The sequence below is a fragment of the Breoghania corrubedonensis genome (assembly GCF_003053845.1).
GTDB classification, from domain to species: domain Bacteria; phylum Pseudomonadota; class Alphaproteobacteria; order Rhizobiales; family Stappiaceae; genus Breoghania; species Breoghania corrubedonensis.
Genome location: NZ_QAYG01000005.1, coordinates 308872 through 324871, shown reverse-complemented (window position 1 = coordinate 324871; position 16000 = coordinate 308872). Strand labels below are relative to the sequence as shown.

Here is a 16000-nt window from a genome sequence, read left to right as displayed (position 1 = left end):
CTGTTCAATCGTAGCTACTAGGCGCTAACAAAACCACTTCCAGTGGTTCAAGCGCAGCGTTTCAAACCTCCACCTCGGGTGGAGGTCACTGACTTTTCGGGTTCGGTTGACGCCGGTGACGCTGCGTGCAGGTTGACTTGGCGGCGACCATCCGATTTACACGAGCGAGTGCCGCGTTGCGCGCGCAAATCTCCCACGTGCGCCGGCAACGACATGAGTGACGAGACAGGATTCCATGCTCGACAAGACCTATGATGCTGCGGCGATCGAGCCGCGGATTTCGCAAGACTGGGAACAAGCCGGCGCGTTTCGTGCAGGCGCTGGCGCCCGGGCTGGAGCAAACCCGTATTGCATCGTCATTCCGCCGCCCAACGTAACCGGCTCGTTGCATATGGGGCATGCCCTCAACAACACGCTTCAGGACATTCTGGTGCGCTTCAACCGCATGTGCGGGAACGATGTTCTCTGGCAGCCGGGAATGGATCATGCCGGCATCGCCACGCAGATGGTCGTCGAGCGACAGATGGCTGAGCGCCAGGAGCCGGGACGCCGCGAGATCGGCCGCGAGGCCTTCGTGGAGAAGGTGTGGACGTGGAAGGCCGAGTCGGGCGGCATGATCCTCAACCAGCTCAAGCGCCTGGGCGCCTCGTGTGACTGGTCGCGTGAGCGCTTCACCATGGATGAGGGGCTGTCCGAGGCTGTTCTCAAGGTCTTCGTGCAGCTTTACCGCGAAGGCCTGATCTATCGTGGCAAGCGACTGGTCAACTGGGACCCGAAATTCGAAACCGCGATTTCCGACCTTGAGGTGGAGAACACCGAGGTCGACGGCCACATGTGGCACTTCAAGTACCCGCTGGCCGGCGGCGAGACCTACGAATACGTGGAAAAGGACGAGGACGGAAACGTCACCCTTCGCGAGACGCGCGACTACATCTCCATCGCGACCACGCGTCCCGAGACGATGCTCGGCGACGGTGCGGTTGCGGTTCACCCTTCCGATGAACGCTATGCTCCGATCATCGGCAAGCTGTGCGAGATCCCGGTGGGGCCGAAAGAGTACCGCCGTCTGATCCCGATTATCACGGACGAATATCCGGACCCGGATTTCGGCTCGGGCGCGGTCAAGATCACCGGTGCGCACGATTTCAACGACTATCAGGTCGCCAAGCGCAACAAGATCCCGCTTTACCGGCTCATGAACGAGCAGGCCGCGATGCGCACGGACGGTGCGCCTTATGCCGAATGTGCGGCGATGGCCAAGGCGATCGTGGAGAGCGGCGAGCTTCCCGGCGAAGCCGATGTAGACGCCATCAACCTGGTGCCGGACGAATACCGTGGCCTCGATCGCTACGAGGCGCGTGAGAAGATCGTCTCTGCCATCAACGCTGACGGGCTGTCGGTTACCGTCAAGGATGAGGACGGCAACGACGTTCCGCTCGTCGAGAACAAGAAAATCATGCAGCCCTTCGGCGACCGCTCTCACGTGGTCATCGAGCCGATGCTGACGGACCAGTGGTTTGCGGACGCCAAGACCCTTGCTGCCCCGGCCATCGCCTCGGTACGCGAGGGGCGCACCAAGTTCGTGCCGAAAAACTGGGAAAAGACCTACTTCGAGTGGATGGAGAACATCGAGCCCTGGTGCATTTCGCGTCAGCTGTGGTGGGGACATCGGATTCCGGCCTGGTTCGGACCCGATGGCGAGGTCTTCGTCGCCCACGACGAGACGGAGGCGGCCGGACTTGGGCAGAAGCACTATGGCAAGGCCGTGGAGTTGACCCGCGAGGAAGACGTTCTCGATACCTGGTTCTCCTCCGCGCTGTGGCCGTTCTCCACACTCGGCTGGCCGGATGAGACGGCCGAACTGAAGCGCTACTATCCGACCTCCGTGCTGGTGACCGGCCTCGATATCATCTTCTTCTGGGTGGCCCGGATGATGATGATGGGCCTCCACTTCATGAAGGAAGAGCCCTTCGCCGACGTCTACATCCATGCGCTCGTTCGCGACGAGAAGGGCGCCAAGATGTCGAAGTCGAAGGGCAACGTCATCGACCCGCTGAGCTTGATCGATGAGTACGGGGCGGATGCTCTGCGCTTCACGCTTGCGGCCATGGCGGCGCAGGGACGCGACATCAAGCTTGCGACGAACCGTGTCGCCGGCTACCGCAACTTCGCTACCAAGTTGTGGAATGCGACGCGGTTCCTTCAGATGAACGAATGCGCGCGCGCGGAAGGCTTCGAACCGACGACGGTCAAGGGGACGCTCAACCGCTGGATCGTGACGGAAACCGCACGTTGTGTGGAAGAGGTCACCGACGCGATCAAGGCGTACCGTTTCAACGATGGCGCCAACGGCATCTATCGTTTCGTCTGGAACACCTTCTGCGACTGGTACATCGAACTCGCAAAGCCGGTGCTGACTGGTAACGATGCCGCCGCCAAGGGCGAGACGCAGGCGACGGCGGCCTGGGCGGTCGACCAGATCCTCAAGCTGCTGCATCCCTTCATGCCGTTCCTGACAGAGGAACTGTGGGCACGTACGGGCGAAGGGGGGCCGGCGCGAGAGGGGCTTCTGGCGCTGACCGCCTGGCCGGACATCGCGCCGCTCGACGGAGACAGCGCTCAGGAGATCAACTGGCTGATAGATCTCATTTCGCAGATCCGCTCCGTGCGTGCGGAGATGAATGTGCCGGCCGGAGCAACCTTGCCCTTGATCGTGGTCGGTGCCGATGCCGCGACATCCGCACGGCTCGCCACGCACGATGCGGCCATCAAGCGGCTGGCACGCATCGACAGGATCGAACAGGCCGACACCGCGCCCAAGGGATCGGCACAGATTGTGCTGGAAAGCCTGACGCTCTGCCTGCCGCTTGCCGGCGTCATCGATCTGGATGCCGAAAAGGCGCGCCTTGCCAAGGAGCGCGGCCGGCTGGACGGCGAGATCGCTCGCATCGACAAGAAGCTCGGCAATCCGAAATTCGTCGAGAAGGCGCCTGAAGAGGTCGTCGAGGGCGAAAAGGAGAAGCGAGCGGAATTCATCGAGCTCCGCGCAAAGGTGGAACAGGCAGAGGCCCGACTTTCGCAGATGGGCTGATGTTCACACGCGAAGGCGAGGCGTCTCATGCGCCTTGCCTTTTTCGTGGCTGAACGGGGTGCTAAACCTTGGCCGAATCGCGTTGCGAGCGCCAATAATCAGCGGCTTGCGGGAGAAAGAATGACGATTGGCAAGACTGGTCGCCTCGCTGCGGCCCTCATCGCAGGCACGCTTGCCGGCGCCGCGGGCCCCGCGCATGCGGAACGGATCAACAACCCGGTTGCCGAGTTCGCCGGGCTCGACAAGATCACCGGACGCATCATCTCCTTCGATGTCTATATCGGCGAGAAGGTGCAGTTCGGTGCGCTGCAGGTCACGCCGCGGGTATGCTATTCGCGCCCGCCGACCGAGCAGCCGCAGACCGATGCCTTCGTGGAAGTGGACGAGATCACTCTCAACAACGAAGTCCGCAGGATCTTCACCGGCTGGATGTTCGCCGCAAGTCCCGGCCTGCATGCCGTGGAACATCCTGTCTATGACGTGTGGCTGACAGACTGCAAGCAATCCTCAAACGTACCGCCGCCAGACAATTATGATGGTCCGCCGGTCATTCAGAAGGTTGCTCCGAATGACCCGCTCGGAGATACACCGCGGGATCCGAACGCGCCGCCCCCCAACATTCCTCGGGATAAGCCGCAAGTTCAGCCGTGATGGCGAAACGTTCAGGCGCGGCCCCGTGGGGGCTGCGCCTTTTTCGCTCCGGGTGTGGCGTGTGTCGGGAGAGTGGGCGTCAATCGTTGTCCGAGTCGGACGCGTCGATCGCCTTCAGGGCGTCGGCGCCGCTTATGCTGTCCGGCAACGCATGGAAATGCGCATCGTCGTTCATGATCGCGCGATCCAGCAATACGGCATAATCGGATTTGGAAATCTCCAAAGCGCCGAATGTCGTCAGATGATCCGTGACGAACTGGGTGTCGAGCAGGGAAAACCCGCCGGCCTTGAGCCGTGCGACCAGATGCACGAGCCCCACCTTGGAGGCATCGCGTTCGAAGGAGAACATGCTTTCGCCGAAGAACGCGCCGCCGAGTTCTATGCCGTAAAGACCACCGACGAGATGGCCGTCCTGCCGGCATTCCACCGTGTGGCAATGGCCGAGGCGGAAAAGCTCGGCACATAGTTGCCGGATCGGTTCGTTGATCCACGTCTTGCGGCGGCCCGGCGCGGGGGCGGCGCAGCCATCGAGAACACCCTCGAAATCGTGATCGATCACCACCTCGAAGCGCTCCGCGCGAACCGTACGTTTCAGTCGTCTGGGAACATGGAAATGATCGAGTGGAATGATCCCGCGCCAGCTTGGCTCGATCCAGTGCAGCTCCGGATTTTCGGCGGACTCCGCCATCGGGAAGATGCCGCACGCGTAGGCTTTCAGCAGAACCTGCGGTGTGATCGTGAGCTGGGTGGATTCGTCGTGCACTGCCATGGGAGGCTTCGTCGGGTTGTGGGCCAGCGTCGGCCCTTTCACCGTAGTTAGGTCATCTGCGGCAACATGACCAGACGGAGAGCGTCGCAGCGGTCCGCGAAGCGGGAATTCTCCCGCAGGCGGACCGCTGATTTGGTCAGTCCGTGGCCGGTGCGGCCGCCAGATATTTCTCAAGCCAATGGATGTCGTACATCCCGTTGGCGATGTCCTGATTGTCGACGAGATCGCGGAACAGCGGAATCGTCGTTTCGATGCCGTCGATGACGAACTCGTCGAGGCAGCGGCGCAGGCGCATCATGCATTCCACCCGATTCCGGCCATGCACGATCAGCTTGCCGATCAGGCTGTCATAGTGTGGCGGGATGGAATAGCCGGCATAGACGCCGGAATCGACGCGCACACCCAGACCGCCGGGCGGGTGATAGTAGGTGATCTTGCCGGGCGAAGGCGCGAAGGTGCGCGGATGCTCAGCGTTGATGCGGCATTCGATGGCATGGCCAGAGAGGTGAATATCCTCCTGGCGCATCGACAGTTCTCCGCCAGAGGCGATCCTGATCTGTTCGTTGACCAGATCAATGCGGGTGATCATCTCGGTGACGGGATGCTCCACCTGCAGGCGGGTGTTCATTTCGATGAAATAGAACTCGCCGTTCTCATAGAGGAATTCGATCGTTCCGACGCCGGAATATTTGAGTTCCGCCATCGCGTTGGCGCAGACGGAGCCGATGCGGTTGCGCTGTTCATCGTTGAGCGCGGGCGAGGGGGCCTCCTCGAGCACCTTCTGGTGCCGGCGTTGCAGTGAACAGTCGCGCTCGCCCAGGTGGATCGCGTTGCCCTTGCCGTCGCCCAGTATCTGGATCTCGATGTGGCGGGGCTTTTCGAGGTACTTTTCCATGTAGACGGCGTCATCGCCGAAGGCGTTGCGCGCCTCGGTTCGGGCCGTCTGGAAAGCTTCTTCCAGTTCGTCCTCGCGGCGCGCCACCTTCATGCCGCGTCCGCCGCCGCCGGCCGCCGCCTTGATCAGGACCGGATAGCCGATTTCGGCGGCGATCCGCTTTGCGTCAACGGGATCGGTGACGCCGCCATCGGACCCCGGAACAACCGGAATGCCAAGGCGCCTGGCCGTCTGCTTGGCCTCGATCTTGTCGCCCATGATCCGGATGTGTTCCGAAGACGGGCCGATGAAACCGATCTTGTGCGCCTCGAGGATTTCCGCAAACCGGGCGTTTTCCGACAGAAAGCCGTAGCCGGGATGCACGGCGTCGGCGCCGGTGATCTCGCAGGCGGCCATCAGGCTCGGAATGTTGAGGTAACTGTCGCGTGCGGCCGGCGGGCCGATGCACACACTCTCGTCCGCCAGGCGGACATGCATGGCATTGGCATCGGCCGTGGAGTGCACGGCAACGGTGGCAATGCCAAGTTCCTTTGCCGCCCGCAGGATGCGCAGGGCGATTTCGCCGCGATTGGCGATGAGGATCTTGCTGAACATGGGCACCGCCTATTCGATGACCAGCAGCGGCTCGCCAAACTCGACCGGCTGGCCGTCTTCCACCAGGATCTCCTTGACCGTGCCGGCCTTTGGCGCCGCAATCTGGTTCATGGTCTTCATCGCTTCCACGATCATGATTGTCTGACCGGCGCGAACCGTATCGCCAATATCCACGAAGGGGCGGGCGCCCGGCTCCGGCGAGTGGTAGGCGGTGCCGACCATCGGCGAATTGACGACGCCAGGCTGTTTGGACGGATCCGCGGCAGCGCCTGCTGCCGGTGCCGCTGCGGTCGTCGGGGCCGCCGGTGCCGGCGCGGCAACGGGTGCGCTGACCGAAAGCTGCCGCGCGACGCGTATACGAAGGTCGTCCTGTTCCACCTCGATCTCGGAGAGATTGGTCTCGTCGAGCAGCGTTGCGAGCTGGCGGATCAGGTCGTGGTCTATGGACTTGTTCTTGGTTGACATGTTGCTTTTCGTTTAAGACCGGATGCCTTTTCAGGCCCGGATCACTTCGGAAAGGGCCTCGATCGCCAATCGATAGCCGGTGGCGCCGAATCCGCAGATCACGCCATAGGCTACAGGCGATACAAAGGAATGATGGCGAAATGCGTCCCGCGCGAAGATGTTTGTCAGGTGCACTTCGATTGTGGGAATGTCAGCCGTGGTGATCGCATCGCGTATGGCCACGGAGGTATGGGTATAAGCGGCCGGGTTGATGATCATCCCCTGCGCGAGATCCCCTGCCTCCTGGATCCAGTCGACCAGCATTCCTTCGAAATTGGTCTGTCGGAATTCCAGCTCAAACCCGATATCTTCTGCGGTTTCGCGGCAGAGCCGTTCGATATCGGCGAGCGATGTGCGTCCGTATACCTCGGGCTCGCGCGTGCCCAACCGGTTCAGATTCGGTCCGTTCAGGACAAAAATGGGTGATGCCATTCGCTCCCCGCCGCAACAACCGGTCCGGCGGCTCCTTCGAGGTGAGGGCCGGTCCCGTTTTCCTGACACTGCGTGTTCCGGGCCAAAGGCTCCGAAGGACGCTGCGCGATTCGGGACGTGCGCTCGTCCCGCTGAAATCGCGGACTGCCTTCTTATATTGGGTCACGAAGAGCAGGAAAACCCCTTGCGCGCTCCCGATGAGGCCGCGTGGGCGCTAAGGCGGGGAAAATGCGCCCGGGGAAGGGGCTAGAGCCATCGTTTGACGCGGCGCGGGCGCGGGTCCGGAAACCGGTACGCGAGGCAATCGCGCGAGCCTTTGTCGGACCCGCGCGATTACCGGTTCAGCAGGACGTTGAACCGCAGGCCCGCATGTCCTTGATCTTCGTCTTCAGCTCATCATAGCCAACCGCACCGAAAACGACTTCGTCGCCGACAACATAGGAAGGCGTGCCGGTAAGACCGAGGGTCTTCGCGAGGGAATAGGATTCATCGATCGTCGCCCCGACTTCCGGATCCTTGAGCGCCTTGGCCAGTTCATCCTGGTCCAGCCCGATTTCCTTGGTCACCTCGATCGCCTTTGCGCCGTTGGCGCGGCCCTTTTCCATCAGCAGCTTTTCGTGGAAGTCCTTATACCTGTCGGGTGCCATCAGGTTTACCGCCGCAGCAACCTGTGCGGCTTCCACCGATCCCTGTCCGAGAACCGGGAATTCCTTCAGCACGACGCGCAGGTTCGGGTCTTCGTCAATCAGCCGGTTCATGTCGCCGAGGGCGCGTTTGCAATAGCCGCAATTGTAGTCGAAGAATTCGACCAGAGTGACGTCACCCTTCGGATTCCCGAGCACTGCCTGCCGTGTCGAATCGAACAGCACGGATTTGTTCTCGGTGATCGTGGCGACGCGGGCCTTCTGCTCGGCTTCCGCCTTGCGCCGTTCCAGTTCGTAGAAGGCGTCACGGATGACTTCCGGGTTCTCCATCAGATAGGTACGGATGAAGTCACCGCCGATCGGCTGGGAGGCTGCAACCGCCGCCGTTTCAGCCGGCGCTGGTTGGGCGCGCATGGCGTTGATGGCGAGCAGCGAGGGAGCGGCAGCGAAAACGATGCCTGCGACAAATGCCACGAGGCGGCCGGTGGTGATCATGAGCGTGCTTCTTTCCTAGTGGACGTCTTGTCCTGTTTGGCGTCTGGCCGTCTGGATGCGCGCACAGGCTGGTGTGCCTTGCGCGCAGACGGATGTCGCAGGCACGAGCCTTGCCGCCTTCTCTCGTCAGGGTCAATCACAAGGCGACGGCGATTTGTTGTCTTCCCGGTTCTCGCGTCAACGGCGCTGAAAGTCGGGCGGCTTGTAGGAGATGATATCATCAGCCTGGAGCCAGCCGGGCGATCCGCGTTTCAATCTTTTTTGAGCCCGCGCCGCAAACTTCCGCGCGATCTGGAACTGACCCGACAGCATCATGCTTTTGGCGGTGGCCACATCGGCGAGGGCCGGATTTCCGCGCCGCGCCTCGGCGATTGCGAGCTGACTGTAGGCGAGGGGCGAGTTCGGTTCCTCGCGCAGTCCGGTCTTGAGCAGGCCTACGGCCCTGTTCAGGTAGGCGTCCTTGCCGGTCGCTACCAGCGCGTAGCCGAGCCAGATTTTCATCAGGCCCTCCTTTGGCGCATATGCGACCGCTTTTTCGAAAGGCGCCACGGAGGCGGCCGGATGGCCGGATTCGATCAGGGATTGGCCTTTCAGTTCCCAGAAGTAAGGGTTTTTAGGCTGTGTATTCACCAACCCGTCGATCAAGCGCTGGGCATCGCGCGGATTGCCCGACTGCATGGTGAAGATGGCGCGGGCATAGCGTGCGGGCAGGCTACTTCCCTTCCCATAGGTGCGCGCGACCGCCCCCTGGCTACCGGCAAAGGCGATGAGCTTGGCGCGGGCCAGGTCGTGTCGCGCCTGCAGGGCCGGCGGATCCTTCTTGTTGTAATAGGGGCTTTGCTTGGCCAGCGTTTCCAGCATCGACACGCGGTCGCGCGCCATCGGATGGCTCTGGGCGTAGGGGTCGGCGTGTTGGGCGGCGAAAAGTTGCTGGTCGGCCAACCTCTTGAAGGTATCCAGCATGCCTTTGGGCGACTGGTGTGTGGCATTCAGATATTTGATGGCGGAACGGTCGGCGGTCGCTTCCTCCGAGCGCTGGTAGGAAAGGAGCGAGCGCTGGGCGAGACCTGCGCCAAGCCCGACCATGGCCCCGCCGCCCTGACCGATACCGCCGGCACCGGAGGCGGCTCCGGCCGCGATCGCACCGGCGCCGAGCAACGTTCCGAGAACGGCCATGATCTGGGCGTTTGCCGCCGCCTGGCGCAACCGGACCAGATGGTTGCCGGCGATATGGCCGACCTCGTGCGCAATGACGCCGATCACTTCATTCGGCGTCTTGGCATCGATGATCACACCGACATTCATGAACATCCGATGGCTGTCGACGACAAAGGCGTTGTAGCTGCGGTCGTTGACGAGGATGATCTGCAGCGAACCGCCGGCCAGACCTGCCGCGCGCAGGATCGGCTCTGCATAGTCGCGCAGCAGCGCTTCCACCTCCGCATCGCGCACCACAGGCAGGCGCCGGCCACGCTGCTGGGCCTCCGCCGGCATCGGCGCAACGGTCTGGAAAGCCAGAAGGCCGGCGATGGCAATCGAGGATAGCCGCGAAAAAAGGCGGCTTCGGACGCGTCGGACCGACCTGCCAGCGGCAGCGTTCACCAGCGATCCGTTCTGGAACGACTTGCGTTTCTGCGCTAGGGGACGTGTATTCACGCGCTGCATCCTCCATGGTCGGCGACCGGGGGAACGTAGGTGAGCCGCGGGAGTGCGGTCAACCATGGCTGACGACATATGCCGATTGCGGCAAATCGGCGGCGGCACGGACGCTGGCGGCGCAACCTCAATTCAAGGGAGACATTCCATTGGTTCTCAGAGCTTCTCGCCGTTCTGAAGTCGAGCCGTTCCTTGCGATGGACGTGATGGAGGAGGCGTCCCGAAGGGAGGCCCTGGGACAAGAGATCATCCATATGGAGATCGGCCAGCCGGGCGCGCGGGCGCCGGCCGCGGTGATCAACGCGGCGCAGGAGGCTCTGGCCAATGGCTATTTCGGTTATACCGAGGCGCGCGGAATCAAGGCTCTGCGCGACCGTGTCTCGCGTCACTACCGCGAGACCTATGGCGTGGACGTGCCGGAAAGCCGCATCATCGTCACGACGGGTTCCTCGGCCGGTTTCAATCTCGCATTCCTGGGCGCGTTCGATCCCGGTGACAGGATCGCGCTCACCTCGCCGGGATATCCGGCCTACCGCAACATCCTCAAGGCATTGGGTCTGGAGCCGGTGGAAATCTCCGTCGGGCCGGAGACGCGGTGGGCTCTGACGCCCGATCTGCTCGAGCGTTCGCATGCGGAAAAGCCGCTCGCGGGCGTGCTGATTGCCAGTCCCGGCAATCCGACCGGCACCATGATGCGGCCCGATGCGCTGAAGGCCCTTTGCGAAAGCGCGCAGGAACTTGGAATCAGGTTCATTTCCGATGAGATCTACCACGGTCTCGTCTACGAGGGGGAAACGGCCACCGCATTGCGCTATTGCGACGATGCGATCGTCATCAATTCCTTCTCCAAATACTACTGCATGACCGGCTGGCGGGTCGGCTGGATGATTGTTCCTGAAGCGCTTGTCCGTCCGATCGAGCGCATCGCCCAGAGCCTTTACATCTGCGCGCCGGACATTTCGCAGCGTGCGGGCATCGCGGCATTCGATGCGACGGAGGAGCTGGAAATCGTGAAAGCCGGCTATGCGCGCAACCGCGCGCTGTTGCTCGATCGTCTGCCAAAGGTCGGGTTTCAGGAATTGCTGCCGGTCGATGGCGCATTCTATGTCTACGCGGGGGTGCGCTCTTTCACGAACGATTCCAGCGATTTTACGCGCCGAATGCTGGCGGAAGCAGGGGTTGCGACGACCCCCGGGGCAGATTTCGATCACGACCGGGGCAACGGTTATCTGCGTTTTTCCTTTGCAGGCAGTCATAAGGACATGATCGCGGCAATGGACCGGCTGACGGCGTGGCTCAAGTAGCCCCGCACTCGCTGCAGGGGCGCTCTTTTTCGTATTCATCCGATAAATGAGAAAAGGCGGCCAAGAGGCCGCCTTTTCACGCATTCACGCACTTTTATTTCGTTCAGAAGAACGAGCGGCGCTGCCACCATCCGGAACGCTTGCGCGGCTTTTCCTTGCCTTCACCGCCTGAGGTGCTCTCCTCAACCTCGGCCATCGCCGGCTCGGGGGCTTCCGTCGGCTCATCTGCCGGAGCCTCTTCTTCGGCCACCTGCGGGTCCGAAGCCGCTTCAGGCTCGGCTTCCGGCTCGGACGACACCGGGGCTTCTTCCGCCTGATCGGGTTCGGGCGTCTCCGCCTGAACAACCTCGGCTTGCGAAGAGGTCAGCTCATCTGGAGAGGGCTGCTGATCGGATTCCGGCTCTGTCTCCTCCGGACCGGACGTTTCCGGCTCTACCGCCGCTGCCGTCTCGGTCTCCTGAGAGGCGACAGCAGGCTGTTCCGCCTCAGTGGCTTCCGTAGACTCGGCTTCCGTGGACCCGGCTTCGGATTTTGCCTCCTGGACATCGGGCGTGGCCGCTTCGCTCACCACTGCGCCGTTCTGCTCGTCATCCTGTGCGTCGTTTGACGAGTTCTGTCCTTCGGCGTCGCCATCTTCTTGTGACGTGCCCTGTTCGTCGCGATTGCGGCGACCGCGGCGGCCACCCCTGCGGCCCCGACGACGCTTGCGGCGGCGATCTTCGTCACTTTCTCCGTTCTGCTCGGCAGAGGCGTCCGGCTCGCTCGTGCCGGCTTCACCGTCATCCTCTTCGCCATCACCCTGGTCGGAGGCCTCGCGGTTTTCCTGTTCGTCACCAGTCGTGCGACGGCGGCGGCGGCGGCGGCGCTTGCCACGTCCGGAGTCCTCCGAACGCGCGCTCTCCACCTCCTCTTCCTCTTCCGCATCCTCTTCGAGGTCGAGGTCGGCAGGTTCCGGCTCTTCCTCTTCCAGCGTGATCGTGTCGGGCTGCACGATGGTGGGAGCAGGGGGCGCATCAGGATCGCGCACGACAGCTTCACCGCGCTCCAGCACATAGTGCTGGGTGCCGATATCTTCGTCCGCCGTCAGCGAAACGTTGAGACCGAAGCGCTCCTCCAGCTCCATCAGGTGATGGCGTTTCTGGTTGAGGATGTAGAGCGCGACCGGTGTCTGGGTCTTGATGTTGAGATGGTGGCCGGAATGGCGCAGCAGGTGATCTTCGAGTGCACGCAGGACATGCAACGCGACCGATTCCACCGAACGAATCATCCCCGAACCGCGGCAGTGCGGGCAAAGCTCGGTTGAGCTTTCCAGAACACCGGTGCGGATACGCTGACGCGACATCTCCAGCAGGCCGAAATGGGAGATGCGACCAACCTGGATGCGAGCCCGGTCGGACTTCAGGCAGTCCTTCATTCGCTTTTCGACAGCCCGGTTGTTCCGGTTCTCTTCCATGTCGATAAAGTCGATGACGATCAGGCCGGCGAGGTCGCGCAACCGCAACTGGCGTGCGACTTCCTCAGCCGCCTCCAGGTTCGTCTGGGTGGCGGTATCCTCGATGTTGTGCTCACGGGTCGACTTGCCGGAGTTGACGTCGATGGCGACCAGCGCCTCGGTCTGGTTGATGACGATGTAGCCGCCGGACTTGAGCGTCACCTGGGGCGAGAACATCGCGTCAAGTTGCGGTTCGATGCCGTAGCGGGTGAACACCGGCGTCGTCGAGCGGTAGGGCTGGACGTTCTTGGCATGGCTCGGCATGAGCATGCGCATGAAGTCCTTGGCCTCCCGGTAGCCGTCTTCACCGGATACCAGAACCTGGTCGATGTCCTTGTTGTAGAGATCGCGGATAGACCGCTTGATCAGGCTGCCTTCCTCGTAGACGAGGCAGGGTGCGATGGACCTGAGCGTCAGGTCGCGCACATTCTCCCACAGCCGAAGCAGATACTCGAAGTCGCGCTTGACCTCGGCCTTGGTGCGGCTGGCACCTGCCGTGCGCAGGATGACGCCCATGCCTTCGGGCACATCCAGCTCACCGGCGATCGCCTTAAGACGCTTGCGGTCCTGGACGGAGGTGATCTTGCGCGAAATGCCGCCACCACGGGCGGTATTGGGCATCAACACCGAATAGCGGCCGGCGAGAGACAGATAGGTGGTGAGCGCCGCACCCTTGTTGCCGCGTTCTTCCTTCACGACCTGGACGAGCAGCACCTGGCGGCGCTTGATCACTTCCTGGATCTTGTAGTGACGGCGGGCAGGGCGCGCACGGCGCACGGGCACTTCTTCCATGGCGTCTTCTGCGCCGACGGACTCGACCTGGTCATCTGCGTCGCCATCGCCATTGGACGAGCCGCGCGGATCCTCGTCGCTCTCTTCGGATCCGTTATCCTCGGACTCGTCGCCGTTATCGGCAGTCGCGTCCTGCAGGTCGGTGTCGTCCGCCTCATCGCCGCCCTCTTCGGGCTCGACCTTCTTGCGGACCCGCGATCCACGCCGGGAACGCGCAGGCGCTGCCTCGACCGGCTCTTCCTCGTTTTCCTCTTCCTCCTCCATGAGGGCCTTTCGGTCCGCCATGGGGATCTGATAGAAATCGGGGTGGATTTCCGAGAAGGCCAGAAATCCGTGCCGGTTGCCGCCGTAATCAACGAAGGCCGCCTGAAGCGACGGTTCTACGCGAGTAACTTTCGCCAGATAAATGTTGCCGCGCAACTGCTTGCGGTTCGCGGCCTCGAAATCAAACTCTTCTACGCGATTGCCGCGCACCACGACGACCCGGGTCTCTTCCGGGTGCGCCGCGTCGATGAGCATCTTGTTTGCCATTGAAGGGGGTCTCCACGACCACGTCGTGGAACCGGCGCTGTCCGCTGCCGAATATGTGTTCCGTCCGCATGGTCGCTTTGTCTGTCTCGGTTATGTTTGAAGCGTGTTGCGGGCGTTGCGTTAACCGGAGCGGACGGGAAGGCGGCCTTTGACGAGGCGCCTGACGTCTCCAATCTGCTCTTCGGTTCAGCGCGGTCGCTCATCGCAACGCTCGTTGACTGTCGAATTTCGGTAAGGTCGGCTCGTCGCCGACCGTGCGGTCCGTGCCCGGTCTTGCCGCATCCTGCACGGTATCAATCCCTGGATTGGAACCACGCCAGTTCCGATGCCTGCCTGGCGTCCCGCACGGAAAACCGCGAGGGGAGCAGGCAGGCGAGACAAAGTTGCGGGCATATGTCCTCGAAAACGCGCTCGCGAAGACCGGCCTGCACTGGGTCCCGTCAGGAAGCGGCGCCCCTGACGGCGGAATGAGTCGCGCGGTGACCTAAATCCAACTTGTTCTTTTAAGGATGCAATGCACTGTTGGCAAGATAAGCTGTCGCGATAGCTAACGCCACGTAGTCGCGACCTTTCCGCGGCCGGATCGAGTGTCGTTCCAGAGGCGATATCCGAAGACGTGCGCGCCGCCGCGTTCGATGCTGGGAATTCTTCACGCGATAAGCGAAAGACCCGGTTAACCATGGGCCCGTAATGTCCTATGAAAAGGACGCTGCGCCTGTCTTTGAACGGGCGCGAAGGGCAGGTTCGAAAACGGGTCCCGACGCATGTCGGGGAAGCAAATTCCGCAATGAAGCTCAGGCAAACCATCGCAGCGCTCGCCGTCGCGTTCGCAGCCGTTTACGCGACCGCTACGCTTGCGGCGGACGCAAATACGGACGACGGGCCGAGGGACGAAACGGCGACGGTGGTCGCACGTTCGGCCCGTGTCGTCGGCGATTCCGCGCGCACGCGCTTCATTGTGGATCTCAGTCGCCCTGTGACCTTTGCGGCTTCCGCGCTCGCTGCTCCCGATCGTGTGATTCTGGATATGCCCGAGGTGCGTTTCGATTTGCCGCCCAAGTCGGGAGATGTGGGACGCGGCCTTATCAAGGCATGGCGCTACGGCCTGATCGCACCGGGAAAGTCACGCATCGTACTGGATCTTTCGGGGCCGGCGCGGATCGACAAGTCTTTTGTGCTCCCCTCCGTCGACAATCAGCCGGCGCGACTGGTGATCGATTTCGTCAAGACGACGGGCGAGGCGTTCCTTTCCGACTATCCGCGTCCGGATGCCGAGGCGACAGGCAAGACGGCTGAAAAAGGCGACCGGAAGGTCGTTGGCGATGTTTCGTCCAGTCGTCCGGTTATCGTTCTTGATCCCGGCCATGGCGGCATCGACACCGGAGCGGTCGGCGTCGACGGTGTTTACGAAAAGAATGTCGTTCTCGAATTCGCGGAACTCCTGAAGGCGAAACTCGATGCGGAAGGCACCTACGAGGTGCTGATGACCCGCGACGACGATCGCTTCATCCCGTTGGGAAAGCGCGTTGAATTCGCGCGCCAGCAGGGGGCCAGCCTTTTCGTTTCCGTTCATGCGGATTCCGCTCCGCAGAGCTATGTGCGCGGCGCGACGGTCTATACGCTGTCGGAGCGTGCATCGGATGCGATTGCCGCGGCGCTTGCGAAGCGGGAGAACAGTTCCGACATACTCGCCGGAGCCGATCTGGAGGATGAGCCGGATGACGTGGCCGATATTCTGATCGATCTGGCACGTCGGGAAACCAAGAGTTTCTCGGTACTTTTCGCGCGAACGCTCGTTTCGGAATTCGAGAGTGCGGTGAAGTTGATCAAGAATCCCTGGCGCTCAGCGGGCTTTCGGGTTCTCAAGGCCTATGACGTGCCGTCGGTTCTGGTGGAACTGGGGTACCTGTCGAACAAGCACGATGAGAGCTTGCTGCTTTCCGGTGAGTGGCGGGAGCGGGCGGCAAGTGCGATGGTTACGAGCATTGACCGGTTTTTTCAGCCGCGCCTTGCGCAGGGGCAGTAGCGCGAAAACGGCGGAATGATGATGTTTGCCGGTGTGTGTGCGTGTGGCGCGAGAGCAACATGCACGCCTCAGCATCGCCACAATAGTGACCGATGCAGGCGACGATCAGCTTTCGCTGTGCTAC

At 62.1% G+C, this 16000-nt stretch carries 11 protein-coding genes; 4 read left to right on the top strand and 7 right to left on the bottom strand.

Translation table 11 applies throughout. From position 1 onward, the window contains the following. Positions 1-235: 235 nt before the first annotated feature. Both C8N35_RS15255 and C8N35_RS15250 read left to right on the top strand, forming a co-directional pair. Complete coding sequence (locus C8N35_RS15255; protein WP_107990551.1) at positions 236-3091, top strand: valine--tRNA ligase; 2856 nt, start codon at positions 236-238, stop codon at positions 3089-3091. 120 nt (positions 3092-3211) lie between these two features. Continuing rightward, on the top strand, positions 3212-3742 hold the full coding sequence (locus C8N35_RS15250; RefSeq protein WP_107990550.1) for a DUF2155 domain-containing protein: 531 nt from the start codon (positions 3212-3214) through the stop codon (positions 3740-3742). Positions 3743-3821: 79 nt separating this feature from the next. Here the strand turns inward: C8N35_RS15250 and aat are convergent, their stop codons facing one another. The 6 genes from aat to C8N35_RS15220 all read right to left on the bottom strand — a co-directional run bounded on the left by aat (position 3822) and on the right by C8N35_RS15220 (position 9731). Beyond that, positions 3822-4511 (bottom strand): leucyl/phenylalanyl-tRNA--protein transferase, encoded by a 690-nt coding sequence (aat, locus tag C8N35_RS15245; RefSeq protein WP_107990549.1) that lies wholly within the window; start codon positions 4509-4511, stop codon positions 3822-3824. A gap of 136 nt (positions 4512-4647) precedes the next feature. After that, a complete protein-coding gene (accC, locus tag C8N35_RS15240; RefSeq protein ID WP_107990548.1) occupies positions 4648-6000 on the bottom strand; it encodes an acetyl-CoA carboxylase biotin carboxylase subunit in 1353 nt (450 codons plus the stop codon). Between the two features lie 9 nt (positions 6001-6009). Then, positions 6010-6465, bottom strand: coding sequence for an acetyl-CoA carboxylase biotin carboxyl carrier protein (accB, locus tag C8N35_RS15235; protein ID WP_107990547.1), 456 nt, complete (start codon positions 6463-6465; stop codon positions 6010-6012). A 30-nt stretch (positions 6466-6495) separates the two neighbouring features. Next, a complete protein-coding gene (aroQ, locus tag C8N35_RS15230; protein WP_107990546.1) occupies positions 6496-6936 on the bottom strand; it encodes a type II 3-dehydroquinate dehydratase in 441 nt (146 codons plus the stop codon). A 341-nt stretch (positions 6937-7277) separates the two neighbouring features. Then, a complete protein-coding gene (locus C8N35_RS15225) occupies positions 7278-8075 on the bottom strand; it encodes a DsbA family protein (RefSeq protein WP_107990545.1) in 798 nt (265 codons plus the stop codon). A gap of 177 nt (positions 8076-8252) precedes the next feature. After that, positions 8253-9731, bottom strand: coding sequence for a M48 family metalloprotease (locus tag C8N35_RS15220; RefSeq protein WP_245926801.1), 1479 nt, complete (start codon positions 9729-9731; stop codon positions 8253-8255). Between the two features lie 197 nt (positions 9732-9928). On the opposite strand from C8N35_RS15220, the gene C8N35_RS15215 reads away from it, so the two are divergent. Next, positions 9929-11035, top strand: a complete 1107-nt coding sequence (locus tag C8N35_RS15215) for a pyridoxal phosphate-dependent aminotransferase (protein WP_107990543.1) — start codon at positions 9929-9931, stop codon at positions 11033-11035. 103 nt (positions 11036-11138) lie between these two features. Here C8N35_RS15215 and C8N35_RS15210 read toward each other — a convergent pair whose 3' ends face one another. After that, entirely contained in the window at positions 11139-13850 is a 2712-nt protein-coding gene (locus C8N35_RS15210; RefSeq protein WP_107990542.1) for a ribonuclease E/G, read from the bottom strand. 787 nt (positions 13851-14637) lie between these two features. On the opposite strand from C8N35_RS15210, the gene C8N35_RS15205 reads away from it, so the two are divergent. Continuing rightward, complete coding sequence (locus C8N35_RS15205; protein ID WP_107990541.1) at positions 14638-15876, top strand: N-acetylmuramoyl-L-alanine amidase; 1239 nt, start codon at positions 14638-14640, stop codon at positions 15874-15876. Positions 15877-16000: the final 124 nt, after the last annotated feature.

Coding starts and splice junctions, on each gene's coding strand:
- C8N35_RS15255 (WP_107990551.1), top strand. CDS start 236: ATGCTCGACAAGACCTATGATGCTGCGGCGATCGAGCCGCGGATTTCG.
- C8N35_RS15250 (WP_107990550.1), top strand. CDS start 3,212: ATGACGATTGGCAAGACTGGTCGCCTCGCTGCGGCCCTCATCGCAGGC.
- aat (WP_107990549.1), bottom strand. CDS start 4,511: ATGGCAGTGCACGACGAATCCACCCAGCTCACGATCACACCGCAGGTT.
- accC (WP_107990548.1), bottom strand. CDS start 6,000: ATGTTCAGCAAGATCCTCATCGCCAATCGCGGCGAAATCGCCCTGCGC.
- accB (WP_107990547.1), bottom strand. CDS start 6,465: ATGTCAACCAAGAACAAGTCCATAGACCACGACCTGATCCGCCAGCTC.
- aroQ (WP_107990546.1), bottom strand. CDS start 6,936: ATGGCATCACCCATTTTTGTCCTGAACGGACCGAATCTGAACCGGTTG.
- C8N35_RS15225 (WP_107990545.1), bottom strand. CDS start 8,075: ATGATCACCACCGGCCGCCTCGTGGCATTTGTCGCAGGCATCGTTTTC.
- C8N35_RS15215 (WP_107990543.1), top strand. CDS start 9,929: ATGGACGTGATGGAGGAGGCGTCCCGAAGGGAGGCCCTGGGACAAGAG.
- C8N35_RS15210 (WP_107990542.1), bottom strand. CDS start 13,850: ATGGCAAACAAGATGCTCATCGACGCGGCGCACCCGGAAGAGACCCGG.
- C8N35_RS15205 (WP_107990541.1), top strand. CDS start 14,638: ATGAAGCTCAGGCAAACCATCGCAGCGCTCGCCGTCGCGTTCGCAGCC.